The following is a 17890-nucleotide window of genomic DNA, read 5'->3' as shown; positions in this document are numbered from 1 at the left end:
TACTAGATAAGCAGTAGCGAAATTAGGATAACAGGGCCTCCCCTTCATGAATAAAGATCTTCTGATAACCAAACGCAGCGGTAAACAAGAAGCGATCAACTTAGACAAGATTCACCGAGTGATAACGTGGGCCGCCAAAGGCCTAAGAAATGTCTCGGTATCGCAGGTAGAACTTAAGTCTCACATCCAGTTCTACGATGGCATGGCCACTAAAGATATTCATGAAACCATTATTAAAGCTGCGGCAGATTTAATCTCTCAAGAAACCCCAGATTACCAGTTTTTGGCAGCCCGCTTAGCGGTATTCCATTTACGCAAAAAAGCTTATGGCCAATTTGAGCCACCTAAGCTTTACGACCACGTAGTAAAACAGTGTGAAGCTGGCCGCTACGACATGCATTTGCTTAAAGACTACAGCCCTGAAGAATTTGCCCAAATGGACGATTTTATCGACCATTGGCGCGACATGGACTTCTCCTACGGCGCGGTAAAGCAACTTGAAGGTAAATACCTAGTACAAAATCGAGTGACCGGTGAGATTTTCGAGAGCGCCCAGTTCCTATACATTTTGGTAGCAGCTTGCTTATTTGCTCACTATGACAAGTCGGTGCGCCTTGATTACATCCGCCGCTTCTACGACGCTACTTCGAAGTTTAAAATCTCGCTACCTACGCCAATTATGTCGGGTGTACGTACCCCTACTCGTCAATTTAGCTCTTGTGTATTAATTGAATGTGGCGATAGCTTGGAATCAATTAACGCCACTGCTTCATCTATTGTGACTTATGTTTCACAGCGCGCTGGCATTGGTATCAACGCAGGTCGAATTCGTGCCCTAGGCAGTGAAATTCGCGGTGGCGAAGCCTTCCATACGGGTTGTATTCCGTTTTATAAGTACTTCCAAACTGCGGTTAAATGTTGTTCACAAGGCGGCGTTCGTGGTGGTGCAGCTACTATTTTCTATCCATTCTGGCACCTAGAAGTAGAATCACTGCTAGTGCTTAAAAACAACCGTGGTGTAGACGACAACCGAGTACGTCACATGGACTACGGTGTGCAGCTGAACAAGCTTATGTACCAACGTTTGGTGAAAGGTGAAAACATCACCCTATTCTCGCCAAGTGATGCGCCTGGGCTTTACGACGCCTTCTTTGAAGACCAAGACAAATTTGAAAGCTTGTATGTAAAATACGAGCAAGACCCAAGCATTCGTAAAGAGCAAATTAAAGCCGTTGATCTGTTCTCGTTGCTAATGCAAGAGCGCGCCTCAACCGGTCGAATCTACATTCAAAACGTAGACCACTGTAATACCCATAGCCCATTTGACCCAGCACAAGCGCCGGTACGCCAATCTAACCTTTGTTTAGAAATTGCCTTACCAACCAAGCCGCTACAACATGTACATGATGAGAATGGCGAGATTGCACTGTGTACTCTTTCAGCCTTTAACCTAGGTGCGATTGAAGACTTAAATGAGCTAGAAGAATTGTCTGATCTTGCGGTGCGCGCCCTAGACAGCCTGCTCGATTACCAAGACTACCCAATTAAAGCCGCGAAAAAAGGCTCTGATGGCCGCCGTACTTTAGGTATAGGTGTTATCAACTACGCCTACTACTTGGCTAAAAATGGCACTAAATACAGTGATGGTAGTGCTAACAACCTTACTCACCGTACTTTTGAAGCGATTCAATACTGGTTGCTTAAAGCGTCTATGCGCTTAGCCAAAGAACAAGGCGCTTGCCCAATGTTCAACGAAACCACCTACTCGCAAGGTGTATTGCCTATCGACACTTATAAGCAGTCGTTAGACAAGCTAAGTGATGAGCCATTACATTACGACTGGGAAGAGCTTCGCGAAGAGATTACCACCCACGGTTTACGTAACTCAACGCTGTCTGCCCTAATGCCTTCAGAGACCTCTAGCCAGATCTCAAATGCCACTAACGGTATTGAGCCTCCACGTGGTTTCATTAGCGTTAAAGCCAGTAAAGACGGTATTTTGAAGCAAGTAGTGCCAGAGTTTGAAGCACTTAAAGATAACTATGAACTGCTATGGGATATTCCTAGCAACGAAGGTTACTTACAGCTAGTCGGCTTAATGCAGAAGTTTGTTGACCAAAGTATCTCGGCAAACACCAACTACGATCCAAGCCGTTATGAAGGTAACCGCGTACCAATGAAGGCATTAATTGCCGACTTGCTAACGGCTTACAAATACGGGGTTAAAACGCTGTATTACCATAACACCCGAGACGGTGCTAGCGACCAGCATGATGATATGAAGCCAGAGCCAGAAGATGATGATTGCGCTGGCGGTGCATGTAAGATTTAAGCCAAGTTTACGCGCTAAAGCGCATTAAGAAATTTTTAGGAAAAATGTAGATGAGCTACTCAATTTTTACTCAAAATGCCAACGACGCAACCAAAGAGCCAATGTTCTTTGGTCAGCCTGTAAACGTGGCCCGTTATGACCAACAACGTCATGAGATTTTTGAAAAACTAATCGAAAAACAATTGTCTTTCTTCTGGCGTCCAGAAGAAGTAGACGTAAGCCGTGACCGTATTGATTACAACAAACTGCCAGCTCACGAGCAGCATATTTTTATTAGTAACCTTAAGTACCAAACACTGCTGGATAGTATTCAAGGCCGCTCGCCTAACGTGGCTTTGTTGCCACTAGTTAGTTTGCCAGAGCTAGAAACCTGGATTGAAACGTGGGCCTTTAGTGAAACCATTCACTCTCGCTCATACACTCACATCATCCGCAATGTAATGGGTAATCCTGGTGAAGTATTTGATGACATCATGAAAAATGAAGAGATCATCAAACGCGCCAACGACATTGCTGGCTACTACGACGAACTTATTCAAGCCACCTCTATTTACCACCTCCATGGCGAAGGTGAGCACGAGGTTGATGGTGTGGTTCATAACATCACAGAGCGAGAGCTTAAGAAAAAACTCTACCTCTGCATAATGTCAGTAAACGTATTAGAAGCGATTCGCTTTTATGTAAGTTTTGCCTGTTCATTCGCCTTTGCTGAGCGCGAGTTAATGGAAGGTAACGCTAAAATCATTAAGCTAATTGCCCGTGATGAAGCGCTGCACTTAACCGGTACTCAGCACATGATTAACCTAATGCGCGAAGGCAAAGACGACCCAGAAATGGCCGAAATTGCTGCCGAGTGTGAAGTAGAAGCATGGCGCATGTTTACCGATGCTGCCGAGCAAGAAAAAGAATGGGCAAAATACCTATTCAAAGATGGTTCGATGATTGGTTTAAATGAAGATATTCTTTGCCAATACGTTGAATACATTACCAATACTCGTATGCAAGCGGTCGGTTTGTTGCCTTGCTTTGAAGACCGCAGTAATCCAATTCCATGGATTAACTCTTGGTTAGTGTCAGACAACGTGCAAGTAGCGCCACAAGAAGCGGAAATTAGCTCCTACTTAGTGGGCCAAATTGACTCTAGTATCGACATTGACGACTTCGAGGACTTTGAGCTGTAATGTCTCAAAAAGAAGGCCGCGTAATAGCAGGCGGCATTGAAGTGGTGGTTGATAGCCACCACAAAAGCATCTTAGAGGCTTATGAACAAGCGGGTTTTACCCCCGAGTATCATTGCCGCGAAGGTGTTTGCGGTGCCTGCCGTACCACCCTAGTAAAAGGCGAAGTGGAATATAGCCACACGCCTTTAGCTAACATTCCCAAAGGACAAATCCTTAGCTGTTGTAGCAAGCCCAAAGGCACCGTTGAACTGGCGGAGCAACCACCTTTCAAACGTCAAATTGCCTAGCTACAACCACGTACTATGTATTAAAAATAGCGCTAATTGATAGCGCTATTTTTATATATGCCGCTTAACCATGTAGTAAGAGTTAGGCGTTTCACTTATTGATAACTCGCTGTAGAACAAGGAGCTAAATCAGACTTATCTAAGCTGAGCTTGATCTATACTTTCAATAATCTCTTTAGTTTTTCGGCAAGTAACAGATAACTTAACTATCTGTGTTTTTCTTTGTCTTGTGAGGCCAGCATGATCATTCGGCGCCAACCTTTAATAGCAATTAGTAGCAGCCTGTTGCTGCTTACTGCCGTGTTGATTACTTGGAAGGTGTTTAACCCACCGGCTCTTAGTGAAAATGCCATATGTCGCGCCGCTATTGCTACCCACTTTATGCAGCGCCAACTTGGCCAGATTCAAGCGTTGCCCGACTACCCTCACCAGTATGTAAGCGCTAGCCATTTGGGAGATGTACCTAAATCGGTAGGCTGCCAGATTAGCGGCCAGCTCATCAGCATTAGTGAGCAGCAGCAAGCTATTGCCAATGTGTACTTTGAGCAAAAACGCAATCAAATAGCGATTATTGTGCCCCGTCCAGCAGCCCCTAGCCGGGTTAGGTTATTTACCAGAGAGCAGCTCACCTTTTCTAAGGTACGTTTAGCGAAACACGATTTAGCCACCGGCATTCATGAAATGTATGGTGAAGGTTTTGATACTAACCAAATTATTCAGCAAACCGTCGCGCTGCTAAAAGCAAACCATATTTGTGGCCAACTGGAGCGCCAACAAAACTTACGGTTGTCGCCAGTACCGGTGAACGACAGTTATATGAAGCAGGCCAGCATACTCACGCCCTACTTAATAAATATGGTGCAACGTTCGCCGCTTAATGTGGAAGAAATGCTTAAAACCAAACAACAAATTACGGGCTTAGAACAGGGCTTCCAAAAAAACACCCAAAGCTTGGTGCAGTGGCTGCAACAAACCGAAAGTAATACGCCACTAGATAAACGCTTATTGGAATACCATTTGCGCGACTTGCGCCGAGCCAATCCGCGTTTATACCTACCGAGCAACTGCATACAGGCCTACATTCACTCGGCTGAATTAACCCAAACCCTATAAGTGTTAACAAATGTGTCTTAGCGCATGTTGTATTCGCGCTTATTCGTTATACACTAGGGCTAATACTTTTGAGAGAGGATATACGCACGATGGTAACTGATAGTGAAGGTTACATTCAGTTAATTGGATTTTTAACAGATAACTTAGCGCTGTTTGAGCATACACAAGCGCAGCAAAATCCCTTAACTATTTGCGACTATGTCTCTGAGCAACTATCAGAAAGCGTGATGTTAGTATGTCGTCAACACGAGCATTTAGAGAGTGAACACCGCTTTACGGTGATTCGCGAAATAGACGCAATTGTTAACGACCTTGAACAAGTACTCTCCGGCGTGTGGATGTCTAGCCCTACTCAGCAGCAACAGCAATTCATTGATGAATTTGTTGGCTTAATCAAAAACATGTTTGATAACCAACTCATCGCTGTTGACCCTATTTAGTCACTGCCTGATTATCGCCGATGGCTTTAATGCCATCGAGGTGACTAAAACAATGCTCCCGAGCAATATCTAAAAACGCTTCAATATAGGCGCTGTCTTGATGGCTTTCATGACGCGCCGCATACAAGTTTTGCCACAGTTTCCCATCACCTAATTCTCGCGTCATAATGTAACCTTTGTTTACATATTCCGTTAATGCCCAGTTTGGCAATACCGCTACTCCGCGGCCACTGGCCACCAGCTGCATCATCATAATGGTCATATCCACTTTACGAACCGCCAAAGGTTCAACGCCAGCTGGGTCTAAAAACAGATTAAACAGATCTAAACGATGAGTATCTACCGGGTAAGAAATAAGCACCTGATTGGCAAAGTCTTCCGCTTCAATTACCGGCTTTTCTGCTAATGGATGATTAGGACTTAACGCCAAGGTTGGCTGATAGGAAAACAGCGGCGAAAATACAATGCCTTCGCTGGGTTGCGGATCGGAAGTAATCACCAAATCCAGCTGCCCTTGGGCAAGCTCAGGTAAGGGCTCGAAACTAAAACCACTGCTAAAATCTAATTCAACGTCGGGCCATAGGCCTCGGTAATTGTCTATTGCTGGCATCAACCAGTTAAAGCAACTATGACACTCAATGGCTAGGTGTAAACGCCCTGCTTGCCCACCGACTAAACGGGCTAACTCACGTTCGGTATGTTGAACTTGCTCTAGTACATTGTCGGCTAACTCCAACACTCGCAAGCCAGCCATAGTAAAACGCAGTGGCTTAGTTTTACGCACAAACAGCTTCGCCCCAATACGCGATTCTAATTCTTTAAGCTGATGAGAAAGAGCCGATTGGGTTAAGCATAAACGCTGCGCAGCCACCACCAAAGAGCCGGTTTCTCTTAAGGCTTGCAGGGTTTTTAAGTGTTTGAGTTCTAACATAGTCTCGCAGTAGTCAATTATGTTGCGCTGTCAGTTTATCACCATCTAGCGCGGTTCTGCGCTTTGCTAATAAAAAATCCTGAAAAAGCGCAATTAGCTTATCTAAACACTTGCAAGCTACCGCAAAAAATAAGTTAATACGTTTATTGTAAAGGGACCCATTATCATCATGTATCAAATAGAGAAGTCACATAAGCTAGACAACGTATGTTACGACATTCGTGGTCCAGTGCTGAAACAAGCAAAACGCCTCGAGGAAGACGGCCACCGTGTAATCAAATTAAATATTGGCAATACCGCCGAATTTAACTTTGAAGCCCCCGAAGAAATTCTGGTAGATGTTATTCATAACCTACCTACCGCCCAAGGCTACTGTGACTCAAAAGGTTTATTCTCTGCCCGTAAAGCGGTGATGCATCACTATCAATTACAAGGTTTACGCACTACTACCCTAGAAGATATCTATTTAGGCAATGGAGTGAGCGAGCTAATCGTAATGGCCATGCAAGCGCTGCTTAATAATGGCGACGAAATGTTAGTGCCAGCTCCCGATTACCCCCTATGGACAGCCGCAGTAACCCTCTCTGGCGGAAACCCGGTGCATTACGAATGTGATGAGCAAGCAGGCTGGTTCCCAGACATCGAAGATATTCGCAGCAAAATTACTCCTCGCACCAAGGGCTTGGTGGTAATTAACCCTAACAACCCTACTGGCGCTGTTTATAGCAAAGAATTACTTCTAGAGTTGGTAGAGTTAGCACGTCAGCACAATCTGATTTTATTTGCCGACGAGATCTACTCAAAAGTCATTTACGATGAAGCCTTACATGTGCCGATGTCTACTTTGTCAGACGACGTACTAACCCTTACCTTTAACGGTTTATCTAAGGCTTATCGGGTATGTGGTTTCCGCTCGGGTTGGATGTTAGTCAGTGGCCCTAAACATCGCGCTAAAGACTACATCGATGGCTTAGATATGCTCGCCTCAATGCGCTTGTGCGCCAATGTGCCAGTTCAGCATGCCATTCAAACTGCACTAGGTGGTTACCAAAGCATTAACGAGCTAATCGTACCTGGCGGTCGTTTATATGAGCAGCGCAACCTAGCTTGGCAACTACTCAATGACATTCCGGGTGTAAGCTGTGTGAAACCGCAGGGCGCGATGTACTTGTTCCCTAAACTTGATGTGAAAAAATTCAACATCAAAGACGACCAACAGTTTGCCTTAGATTTGCTGCAACAAGAAAAAACCTTGGTTGTACAAGGTACTGGGTTTAATTGGACCAAGCCAGATCACTTCCGCATTGTGTTCTTGCCTCGTGAAGAAGAATTGCGTGAAGCCATTGGCCGCATAGCGACGTTCTTAGACGGTTATCGTCAAGCCGACTAATAACAGCTTGCTTTAAAACTATTCAACAAGGGTGCTTTATGCACCCTTTTTTATTGCGCTCAATTCAGCCAAGAGCATCAGCTTAAGGTCATGTTATTTTTAGAAAATCTGTTGTAGTGTAGAGCTTATACCAATCACACTAAGTAAGTGATCAGAAATAACGCAGGAAAAATGCTCGAGAATAAGGCTGGATTTTTCGATAAGCAGTTATTCTACTATCAAAAATTCTAACGCAATTATCGAGTGTTTTAACCAGATAGAACGAACAGTTACTTAGTACGATTGGTATTGAGCAATGTGGGAGCATGCAATGAGTGAACTAAGCCAACAAGCTGGAACAGCAAGATACGCCGAAGAACAAAACCAGAGACGTAACGATCATCGCAGCGTTTGGCAGCGAGACAGAGCGCGAATTTTGCATTCTGCGGCTTTTCGCCGCCTGCAAAACAAGACTCAAGTGCTTAGTATTGGCAACAATGATTTCTACCGCACTCGCCTCACCCACTCCTTAGAAGTGGCGCAAATTGGTACCGGCATTGTTGGCCACATTAGTGCTAACAATCAGCCGCAAAACAGGCTATTGCCGGAGCTTAATCTTATCGAGAGCCTATGTTTAGCTCACGACATTGGTCATCCGCCCTTTGGCCACGGCGGCGAAGTAGCGCTCAATTACATGATGCGTGACGATGGTGGCTTTGAAGGCAACGCGCAAACCTTTCGCATTCTCACCAAGCTTGAGCCTTATACTCGCGCCAATGGTATGAACCTTACCCGGCGAACTCTGCTAGGCATAATGAAATACCCTTGCTTGCTCAGCCAATTACAAAGACACCCTCTCCCGCCTGTGGCTAAAAGCTTTCGTCAGTTAAAAGTGGCAGATTGGGCGCCAGCCAAAGGCATTTATGATGATGACAAGCAACTCTACAATTGGGTGCTTGAGAGTTTAAGCGAAAGGGACAGAACCACCTTTGTTGAAAGTCGTAGCCTTGGCGAGGCCCATCACCGTAAAAGTAACTATAAATCCTTAGATTGCTCAATAATGGAGCTGGCTGATGACATTGCTTATGGGGTGCATGATTTAGAAGACGCCATAGTGATGGGTATAGTGAGCCGCCATGACTGGCAAGAGCAAGTTGCCTCTGCCATTGCCGACATAAAAGATTGCTGGCTGGCCGATGAAATAGGTGGGCTGTCGGTTAAGTTATTTAGTCGCCACCATTATGATCAAAAAGATGCTATTGGCAGCCTTGTGAATGGGTTTATCACTGCCATTAGCTTACAAGCGCAAGCAAGGTTTGACGAACCTCAATTAGACTATCAAGCCAAAATGGATCCTCCCATGGCGCAAGCGCTAGATGTATTAAAGCGCTTTGTATTGCACTATGTGATTCAAACACCTGAGATAGAAATGGTTCGTTTTAAGGGCCAGCAAGTGGTTATGGAGTTATTTCAAGCTTTTGCCAGCGATCCTGAGCGTTTATTGCCACTCAATACTCGTAGCCGTTGGCTACAAGCTGGCGAAGAAAATGAGAGTCAAGCCAGAGTGATTGCAGACTACATCGCGGGAATGACAGACGACTACGCAAACCGTTTATTTCAAACACTTTTTTAGTCACAGCCAGCGTAGTTTGAAACAGCCCAATGATTCTCAGTATATCTAATATGTCACTAGCATCACTTGCAGCAGAAGATCGCTTACATTGCAAAAAATATAGCGATTTTTTGTTAGTTTTTCTAGCTAGACAACAACTTTCACACACAGTTAATAAAGCGTTAATTAGCTTGATTTCCATCAAGCTCTTTTCTGGCTAACACACTAAATTTAAAGGAGAGAAAACAACAAGAGGTATCGTTATGATTAAAGTAGCAGACATCATGACCACTAACCCACATACTGCGTTTGAGCAGACCACGCTTGAAGAAGCCATTAGCCTGTGTAACGAACACAAAATTCGCCACCTCCCCATCGTCGATAGCCAGCAACACCTTATTGGTTTAGTGAGCGAGCGAACCCTACTCGCCGCGCAAGAATCAAACCTTAGTAAAACCAGTGAGGCGCAACGTCGTGCTCATGAACAACAAATAATGCTCAAACACATTATGTTGACGAAGTTGCATACGGTAGATTCTGCAGCAGGAGTTGGACAAGCCGCTAAACACATCGAACGGCATCGTATTGGCTGCTTGCCGGTAGTAGAAGGCAAGAAGCTGATCGGCATTATCACTGATACAGATTTTGTAGGTGTAGCAATATCTTTGCTAGAAATGCTCGCAGAACAGGAACCATTGACCCCTGACATATAGAGTAATATTACAACAACATTTCACTATTAGCGTGACACACAACTAAGTAAATTAGAAAAAACTTGTATATTTTAGTAAATAAATTACAAAAACAGGTTGTTTTGTGAACTCCGTCACGCTAAGATTAATCCATAAATTGCTTGGTGCTCTCATCCTATGGCACCGCATTCAGCCGATACTGAATTTGTCGATTTATGGGGCCACTAATCGCCCCTGCTATTGTGCTCTTAGCGATAGCGCGTATTAGTCATTCCTTATGTTTTTTTGTCCAGCCTAGAGCTGGATTTTTTTTGCCTAAAATTCATCCCTCAAACTGCTATTGACTAAACATCCTCGCTTAGATGAGCTTAAAGAAAATCTAGTCTAGCAATGTTAAAATAATGAAAAAGAACACTTTATTTGTAGGAATTGTATATGAGCCAATGGGTAGTGGTTGCGCGATACTCTTATCCACATGAAGCACAAATAGCGAAAGCGAGTTTACTCAGTGCTAATATCCCTTGTGCGCTTAATGATGAACATACTATAAACATGCAGTGGTTATATTCCGATGCGGTTGGCGGAATCAGGCTGATGGTAAAAGAGAGTGACGCAGAGCAAGCCTGGCAAATACTTCAACAAGACTACTCAACTGATGTAGAAGAATTGTTCCCAGAGCAGACGATTATGACTTGCCCTAATTGTGGCAGTGAAAATATACGCGCTTTCACTAAAGGTAAACGGTCAGCTTTTTTGGTATTCCTTTTAGCTGGCTTTCCCTTATTCTTTTACCAACATGGTTTTAAATGCGACAGCTGTAAGGCTTTTTGGCAAGAAAACACAGAGCAATAACTCCACTACAAAACTGCTTAAGGATAAACAGCCATGATGTTTCGCTTCGCGCTAAGCTTACTCACATTGATTAGCGTTTCCGCCCAAGCCCTTGATCGTGGCGAAACCATCTCAATCCCAATGACCGAACAAGGCCTGCTATGGGACAAGCAAATACAACTAGAAGCAACCTTATATAAACCCGCTGGCGATGGCCCTTTTCCGCTGGTCATTTTTAACCATGGTTCAACTGGCCCAGGCATTATAGCCAATACGCTTACCATTAACCCTTGGGGATTTGGGACTTACTTAAACAAGCACAATATTGCCTTGCTGATACCGATGCGACGCGGCAGAGGCGCATCGCAAGGTAGTTATAATGAATCTTACAATTGCAGCGTAAATAGCGTTGAGTCTGGTATTAACTACGCTTCACAAAGCTTAGATGCCACCATGCAATACTTACAACAGCAAACGTGGTTAGACCAAAACAACATCGTGATTAGTGGTCACTCTCGAGGAGGTTTGTTATCGGTAGTTTACGCTGCTAAACATCCACAGTGGTTTAAGGGCGTAGTTAACTTCTCTGGCGGTTGGATGGGTGACGAATGCCAAATAAATACTCCTCTTGCCAGCAACCAAGGTTTGTTCAGCAAGGCCGCCAAAAACAACCCACTACCCCACCTATTTATGTATGGTCGTAACGATCCTTATTACTCGAATACTGAAATAGAGAGCTACGCTCAAACTTTTGAAGACGCTGGCGGACAACTAGATTTTCACTTTTACTCCTTAGGCTCCTCGGCAAACGGGCACGCGCTTTTTTATGAATATAGTGATTTCTGGCTTGAAGGCTTCAAGCAATACATGCAACAACTGGATTTGATGTAGCGAAAGCTGCCTAAGTGCTGCAGTCTAAGATATGCTTATTGAATGAACTATTTAGCTCACTTTCACATTGCCCAGCATACTAACACCTCTGTTGTAGGGGCTTTTCTGGGTGACTTTGTAAAAGGAAACCATTGGCAAAGCTACCATGACGAGGTACAACTCGGTATAAAGCTGCACCGTAAAATAGATAGTTTTACCGATCAGCAAGTCAATCAACTGGGGTTAACTCACTACTTCCAAGCTGATTTAAGACGCTACTCAGGCATTGCCCTTGATGTGTACTTTGACTATTTGCTGAGTTTGCATTGGCAGCAATTCTCGCAAAGCTCCCGCTCTAACTTTATCAGCCACTGTTATCAACAACTCCAGCACTTCCCATTACCCGACAAAGCAATGCACACCGCCAACCATATGCGGGAATATGATTGGTTAGAACAATACCAGCACCAAGACAGTGTTGCCGGCACCTTACGCGCTATCAGCCGGCGCCTGCGCCGCCCAGTGAAGCTAGAGCTACTGTACGAGGATATACTTTGCCACTCTAATGAACTTGAAGCAGCATTTTTAGCGCTATACCCCAAGGTGCTTCTGCACGCTCAAGAATTTCTTAGCAACTATCCGCCAAGCAAATAGAAAAAGAGCAGCCCTTGGGCTGCTCGAATAAGTGTTACATAGCGTTTTTATTATTGTTGTCTAAGTATTAAACCTTAACTAAATTGCTCTTCTTCAGTAGAACCGGTTAGTGCAGTTACTGAAGATTTACCACCTTGAATCACGTTGGTTACTTGGTCAAAGTAGCCTGTACCCACCTCTTGTTGATGAGCCACGAAGGTGTAGCCTCGGTCAGCCGCTTGGAATTCTTTCTCTTGCACCATGTTCACGTAGTGCTTCATGCCCTCGCCTTGCGCATAGTTGTGGGCAAGGTCAAACATGTTGTACCACATGTTATGAATACCGGCTAAAGTGATGAACTGGTACTTATAACCCATGTCGCTAAGCTCTTGTTGGAACTTGGCAATGGTTTCGTCATCTAGGTTCTTACGCCAGTTAAACGATGGTGAACAGTTATAAGCTAACAACTGCCCTGGGTGTTTAGCATGAATAGCTTCAGCAAATTTGCGAGCCTCTTCCAAACAAGGTGTTGCAGTTTCACACCAAATTAAATCGGCGTACTCAGCATAAGCTAGGCCTCGGCTAATTGCTTGATCGATACCAGCACGCACCTTGTAGAAACCTTCTGCGGTACGTTCACCTTCTACAAACTCAGCGTCGTATGGGTCTACATCAGAGGTTAGCAAGTCCGCGGCGTTCGCATCGGTACGAGCAATCACCAAGGTAGGAACATCGGCAACGTCAGCCGCAAAGCGTGCTGCAACCAGTTTTTGTACCGCTTCTTGGGTTGGAACCAGTACCTTACCGCCCATGTGACCACATTTTTTAACTGAAGCAAGCTGATCTTCAAAGTGAACACCGGCAGCGCCTGCTTTGATCATGTTCTTCATTAACTCAAAGGCATTTAACACTCCACCAAAACCCGCTTCGGCGTCAGCAACAATTGGTAGGAAGTAGTCTAAGCCACCGTTGGCAGGAGAAAGACCGTTGGCCCATTGAATTTGGTCGGCGCGTTGAAATGAGTTGTTAATACGCTCTACCACTTTAGGCACAGAATCTACAGGATATAGCGATTGATCAGGGTACATGCTAGAGGCAGAATTATTATCGGCGGCAACCTGCCAACCAGATAAGTAAATGGCTTCGATGCCCGCTTTAGCTTGTTGAACCGCTTGGCCACCAGTTAAGGCGCCTAAACAGTTAACATAGCCTTTTTTGGCTTGGCCGTTTACCAAGGTCCATAACTTCTCAGCGCCACGTCGAGCAATGGTATTTTCAGGAATAATCGAACCACGCAGTTTTACTACCTCTTCAGCAGTATAAGGACGCTTAACGCCTTTCCAGCGAGGGTTCTCTGCCCAGTCTTTTTCTAATGCTTGAATTTGCTGTTCTCTTGTTAATGTCATGTTCAATCCCTCTTAGACTCTATTCCTCGATACAAGTAGCTTGTATCACTCATTCACGTAGTTTTTTGGTACCGCTATTTATGCGGTTACTCTTTAATTAATGCCAAGCAACACTGGCTTGGAAAATACAACTCGATACTTTTAACTTTTGTTTTTGTTGTCTAAAAGTACCGAGCTAAGTTTGGAGCGCCGTATCAGCATTATTGTTGCTTTTGACTGTGGCTTTTGCTCCGTGTCTAGCCTTGTTATTAAGCTTGTTGGCCACTGCTTATTAACCTGGTCGGCTTTATTTAGTTAAGTGTTCACCTGTTTATTGATTGCCACTGTATTTAACGTAAATTGCGACCCAAACATGTAGCTTTTACGTAGTTGTAACTACAGTTACAAGAATAAAACAGCCTCAACGGTAAACACCAAACCTTGTCTTTACCTGGAAAATAAATTAAACAACCGTTTAAAAACCCTCCCAAGACCCTGTTTTTTATAACACCGACAAAAACAAAAGCAAAGCTTTATTTAAAGTATTAACTCTAATTAATTAACAAATAGGCAACCTTTCGTTTACTACCTTTGTCGCAAAAAGAAATTTAATTACGTAATTAAAGAACCGATTGACGCTAGAGTTAGTCAAACGCCCACAATAGATTGACGTTTACGTAAAGGGAATTTCGTTAACTAAGGCTCCAAAAAGGACAATTAGACGAAAGTTACATCATATTAAATAAGCACTTACAGCCTGTTTTAAACAACAGTTTAAAATTGAGTTAACAGTGAAATATTCGCCAGCTAAGAGACCAAAGATACAAAACCCGGAAAAGTTGTTATTAAACAGAAATGCTTTTTTGAAGAGATCAGACCAGAAAAGTGAAAAAAATTTTAGATATTTTTCTCTAAAAACAAAAAAGCTGGCCAATCGCCAGCTTTTATCGCTCGAAAATTTTAAGCTTAAAGCAGCTTTTCCACTTCATCACCGGCTAAATGGCGAATATCTTTACCTCTTACGAAGTAGATAATGTACTCGGCGATGTTTTGACAACGGTCACCCACTCGCTCAATAGCACGTGCAGCATTTAAAGCATCTAGCACTTGAGGAATAGAACGCGGGTCTTCCATCATGTAAGTCATCAACTCACGAATAAGACGCTCGTACTCTTTATCCACCTTTTTGTCTTCTTGGTGAACGCTCCACGCCATATCTACGTCCATACGAGCAAAACCATCTAACACGTCGTGCAACATTTTAGCTGTATGCTGGCCTAAGTGCTCTAAGCTACTTAAAGACGCTTTGAACGGCTTATCCATGTTACGCTCAACCATGCGAGCAATGCTTTCTGCTGCATCACCAATACGCTCTAAATCGGCAATTGTTTTAATGATCGCCATTACTATGCGTAAGTCACTCGCAGCAGGTTGGCGCTTAGCAATAATGCGCGTGCACTCTTCATCAATAGCAACTTCAAAAGAATTTACTTTGCTGTCGGTGCTAATCACCTTGCTCACCAACTCTGCGTCTGGTCGGCTTAACAGGCTAAGGGCATCTATCAGTTGCTGCTCAACTAAACCACCCATTGCCATAATTTGATTGCGCACATGATCCAGTTCAGCATTAAACTGACCAGATATGTGTTTGTTCATGTTTAACTTATCCATATCTTTTCCTCAGCGACGGTTGGGTTAACCGTAACGGCCTGTAATGTAATCTTCGGTTTGCTTCTTCGCTGGTGTTGTAAACAAGGTATTGGTATCAGCATATTCCACCATGTCGCCCATATACATAAAGGCTGTTTGGTCTGATACTCGCGCCGCTTGTTGCATGTTGTGAGTTACAATCACCACGGTGTAACGACTCTTAAGGTCGTTAATCAACTCTTCAATCGTCAATGTAGAAATTGGGTCAAGTGCTGATGTAGGTTCATCCAATAATAGCACTTCAGGCTCAATCGCAATGGCGCGGGCAATTACCAAACGCTGTTGCTGACCGCCAGATAAGCCAAAGGCATTCTCTTGCAAACGGTCTTTTACCTCTTCCCACAGGGCTGCACCACGTAAAGAGCGCTCTACCGCTTCATCTAATACGCGGCGATCTTTAATTCCTTGCAGGCGTAAACCATATACTACATTCTCGTAAATAGACTTAGGGAATGGGTTTGGACGCTGAAACACCATGCCTACGTTGCGACGCAGCGCAGCTACATCTACGCTTTTATCGTAGATGTTTTGTCCGTGCAGCAAAATCTCACCGCTAATTTTACAAATATCAACCAAGTCGTTCATGCGGTTAATACAACGCAATAAGGTTGATTTACCACAACCCGATGGGCCAATAAATGCGGTTACTTGCCCTTTAGGGATCTTCATCGACACATCAAACAAGGCTTGTTTGCTGCCGTAGTAAAGATCTAAGTTCTTTACTTCTAATGCAGTTTGCTCTGCCGTTAAGTTAGCCAAATCTAATTTAGTATCTCGACTATTTTCTGTATTCAAAGAAATCATTTTTTTTCCTACAAATTGCCGTTAGCTTATTGGTCTAACGTTTTAAACTTTTCGCGTAAACGGTTACGGATTTGGATGGCTGCTAAGTTTAAGCCAATAATAACCGTTACCAATAAAAATGCCGTGGCGTACACCAAAGGTCGAGCCGCTTCTACGTTCGGGCTTTGGAAACCTACATCATAAATGTGGAAGCCTAAGTGCATGAACTTGCGCTCTAGGTGAATGAACGGGAAGTTACCATCAAGCGGTAAGGTTGGTGCTAGTTTCACAACACCTACCAGCATTAATGGTGCAACCTCACCAGCAGCACGTGCTACCGCCAAAATAAGGCCGGTCATAATGGCTGGGCTCGCCATTGGAATAACAATACGCCACAATGTTTCTGCTTTAGTCGCACCTAAGGCTAGTGAGCCTTGGCGCACTGCGCTAGGTATACGCGACAAACCTTCTTCGGTAGATACAATCACCACTGGCAAAGTAAGAATTGCCAAGGTAAGGGCTGCCCAAATCACACCTGGTGAGCCAAAGGTTGGCGTAGGTAGTGACTCTTGATAGAACAAGGAGTCAATACTGCCACCTAACATGTAAACAAAGAACCCTAAGCCAAATACACCGTAAACAATAGAGGGAACACCCGCCAAGTTAATGACCGCAATTCGAATTAAACGGGTAAAGCTGTTATTGCCTGCATATTCGTGCAAGTAAATGGCGGCTACAACACCTAGTGGCGTAACAATAACGGCCATTAACATCACCATGAATACCGTACCAAAGATAGCTGGGAATACCCCGCCCTCGGTATTGGCTTCACGTGGTTCAGAAACAATAAACTTAACCGCTTGATGTCCCCAATGCCCTAGTTTTTGGAACCAGTTCATTTCATTTGGGAAGAACACATCCAATACATTATCCATTGGAATAGTCACCAACTCACCGCGCATATCGCGAATAATTAGTTGGTCACGGCGCGCTTCATCACGATAAGCAAATAACTGCTTCTCAAGTACCAAGTAGTCTTGATGCAATTGCTTGGCATCGGCTTCAATACTTGCTAAGCGTTCAGGGGTTAGTTCATCTGCAAGCTCATACTTACGCTGCTTTAAACGTAAACGCTCTAGGCTGTAGTTAATGCCACCAATGTCGTGACGCTGCAACGAGTCGGCTTGATCAATAATGCCATTAGAGCGTTCTAACAACTCAAACAGCTTTTCGTGGTCAGCGTCATCAGCAGCATTAATGGTGGTATCACCTTTAACAATGCCTTCAACGTAACCATAAAAGTTACCATTAGTGCGACGCTCAACTACCGCAATGCCTTGAGGCTGCTTCTTGGATAAGATTTCATTCTCGGTTAACCAACGAAAATCTAGATTTACGTATTCACGGTTACCGGTCTTAATCAAAAAGCGCTCTACAAAGTCGCCGTCTAAGCCTTCTAAATTTGCACCAGAGGCCTTTAGGCGCTCAATTGGTACAAGCTCAGTATCATACAGTTCGCCAATCACAGTTTTGGTTTCACCAAACTGTTTGACTTCCATTTCAAGTACAGGACTTGGCCAGAAATAGACCAAACCACGTGCGGCGATCAGTAACAGCAAACCAATTACTGCTACCAAGCTTATGCTTACCGCACCGGCCGTCATCCAAATCCACGGGTTACCTGATTTAAACCACTTATTCATCGGTTAGTTCCCATATCC

The 17890-nt window shown here is 44.1% G+C and carries 16 protein-coding genes; 11 read left to right on the top strand and 5 right to left on the bottom strand.

Going from position 1 to position 17890, the window contains the following annotated elements; all coding sequences use genetic code 11:
- Nucleotides 1–46 precede the first annotated feature (46 nt).
- From nrdA to G6R11_RS03565, 5 genes are all read left to right on the top strand, one after another.
- Nucleotides 47–2332, top strand: a complete 2286-nt coding sequence (gene nrdA, locus G6R11_RS03585) for a class 1a ribonucleoside-diphosphate reductase subunit alpha (protein ID WP_163131530.1) — start codon at nucleotides 47–49, stop codon at nucleotides 2330–2332.
- A gap of 50 nt (nucleotides 2333–2382) precedes the next feature.
- A complete protein-coding gene (gene nrdB, locus G6R11_RS03580) occupies nucleotides 2383–3513 on the top strand; it encodes a class Ia ribonucleoside-diphosphate reductase subunit beta (protein ID WP_163131528.1) in 1131 nt (376 codons plus the stop codon).
- Nucleotides 3513–3800, top strand: coding sequence for a class I ribonucleotide reductase maintenance protein YfaE (yfaE, locus tag G6R11_RS03575; protein ID WP_152781350.1), 288 nt, complete (start codon nucleotides 3513–3515; stop codon nucleotides 3798–3800). The genes nrdB and yfaE overlap by 1 nt, the downstream gene beginning before the upstream one ends.
- Before the next feature lie 240 nt (nucleotides 3801–4040).
- Complete coding sequence (locus tag G6R11_RS03570) at nucleotides 4041–4913, top strand: hypothetical protein (protein WP_163131526.1); 873 nt, start codon at nucleotides 4041–4043, stop codon at nucleotides 4911–4913.
- An 89-nt stretch (nucleotides 4914–5002) separates the two neighbouring features.
- Complete coding sequence (locus G6R11_RS03565) at nucleotides 5003–5353, top strand: DUF3802 family protein (RefSeq protein WP_163131524.1); 351 nt, start codon at nucleotides 5003–5005, stop codon at nucleotides 5351–5353.
- On the opposite strand, the gene G6R11_RS03560 is transcribed toward G6R11_RS03565, so the two are convergent.
- Entirely contained in the window at nucleotides 5346–6284 is a 939-nt protein-coding gene (locus G6R11_RS03560; RefSeq protein ID WP_163131522.1) for a LysR substrate-binding domain-containing protein, read from the bottom strand. The two genes, G6R11_RS03565 and G6R11_RS03560, sit on opposite strands and share 8 nt — an antisense overlap.
- Before the next feature lie 169 nt (nucleotides 6285–6453).
- Between G6R11_RS03560 and G6R11_RS03555 the strand changes: the two genes are divergently transcribed.
- The 6 genes from G6R11_RS03555 (at nucleotide 6454) to G6R11_RS03530 (ending at nucleotide 12312) form a co-directional block, all read left to right on the top strand.
- The gene (locus G6R11_RS03555; RefSeq protein WP_163131520.1) at nucleotides 6454–7674 is read left to right on the top strand and encodes a pyridoxal phosphate-dependent aminotransferase; all 1221 of its coding nucleotides are present in this window, start codon (nucleotides 6454–6456) and stop codon (nucleotides 7672–7674) included.
- A gap of 310 nt (nucleotides 7675–7984) precedes the next feature.
- Nucleotides 7985–9286, top strand: coding sequence for an anti-phage deoxyguanosine triphosphatase (locus G6R11_RS03550; RefSeq protein WP_163131518.1), 1302 nt, complete (start codon nucleotides 7985–7987; stop codon nucleotides 9284–9286).
- A gap of 242 nt (nucleotides 9287–9528) precedes the next feature.
- On the top strand, nucleotides 9529–9978 hold the full coding sequence (locus tag G6R11_RS03545; protein ID WP_163131516.1) for a CBS domain-containing protein: 450 nt from the start codon (nucleotides 9529–9531) through the stop codon (nucleotides 9976–9978).
- A gap of 414 nt (nucleotides 9979–10392) precedes the next feature.
- On the top strand, nucleotides 10393–10809 hold the full coding sequence (locus G6R11_RS03540) for a DUF2007 domain-containing protein (RefSeq protein WP_163131514.1): 417 nt from the start codon (nucleotides 10393–10395) through the stop codon (nucleotides 10807–10809).
- Between the two features lie 33 nt (nucleotides 10810–10842).
- Nucleotides 10843–11679: a dienelactone hydrolase family protein gene (locus G6R11_RS03535; protein WP_163131512.1), complete on the top strand. Its 837-nt coding sequence runs from the start codon at nucleotides 10843–10845 to the stop codon at nucleotides 11677–11679.
- Between the two features lie 42 nt (nucleotides 11680–11721).
- A complete protein-coding gene (locus tag G6R11_RS03530; protein WP_163131510.1) occupies nucleotides 11722–12312 on the top strand; it encodes an ACP phosphodiesterase in 591 nt (196 codons plus the stop codon).
- 74 nt (nucleotides 12313–12386) lie between these two features.
- Here G6R11_RS03530 and aceA read toward each other — a convergent pair whose 3' ends face one another.
- From aceA to pstA, 4 genes are all read right to left on the bottom strand, one after another.
- The gene (gene aceA, locus G6R11_RS03525) at nucleotides 12387–13697 is read right to left on the bottom strand and encodes an isocitrate lyase (RefSeq protein ID WP_163131507.1); all 1311 of its coding nucleotides are present in this window, start codon (nucleotides 13695–13697) and stop codon (nucleotides 12387–12389) included.
- Between the two features lie 945 nt (nucleotides 13698–14642).
- Nucleotides 14643–15347 carry a phosphate signaling complex protein PhoU gene (gene phoU, locus G6R11_RS03520; RefSeq protein WP_163131505.1) on the bottom strand — a complete coding sequence of 235 codons (705 nt, stop codon included), beginning with the start codon at nucleotides 15345–15347 and terminating at the stop codon, nucleotides 14643–14645.
- A gap of 24 nt (nucleotides 15348–15371) precedes the next feature.
- On the bottom strand, nucleotides 15372–16190 hold the full coding sequence (gene pstB, locus G6R11_RS03515) for a phosphate ABC transporter ATP-binding protein PstB (protein WP_163131503.1): 819 nt from the start codon (nucleotides 16188–16190) through the stop codon (nucleotides 15372–15374).
- Nucleotides 16191–16216: 26 nt separating this feature from the next.
- Nucleotides 16217–17872 carry a phosphate ABC transporter permease PstA gene (gene pstA / locus G6R11_RS03510; protein ID WP_163131501.1) on the bottom strand — a complete coding sequence of 552 codons (1656 nt, stop codon included), beginning with the start codon at nucleotides 17870–17872 and terminating at the stop codon, nucleotides 16217–16219.
- Between the last annotated feature and the right edge of the window lie 18 nt (nucleotides 17873–17890).

The organism is Agarivorans sp. Alg241-V36 (assembly GCF_900537085.1).
In the GTDB taxonomy this organism is placed as follows: domain Bacteria; phylum Pseudomonadota; class Gammaproteobacteria; order Enterobacterales; family Celerinatantimonadaceae; genus Agarivorans.
The sequence above is the reverse complement of the archived record's forward strand: the minus strand, read 5'-3'. Positions and strand labels throughout refer to the sequence as shown.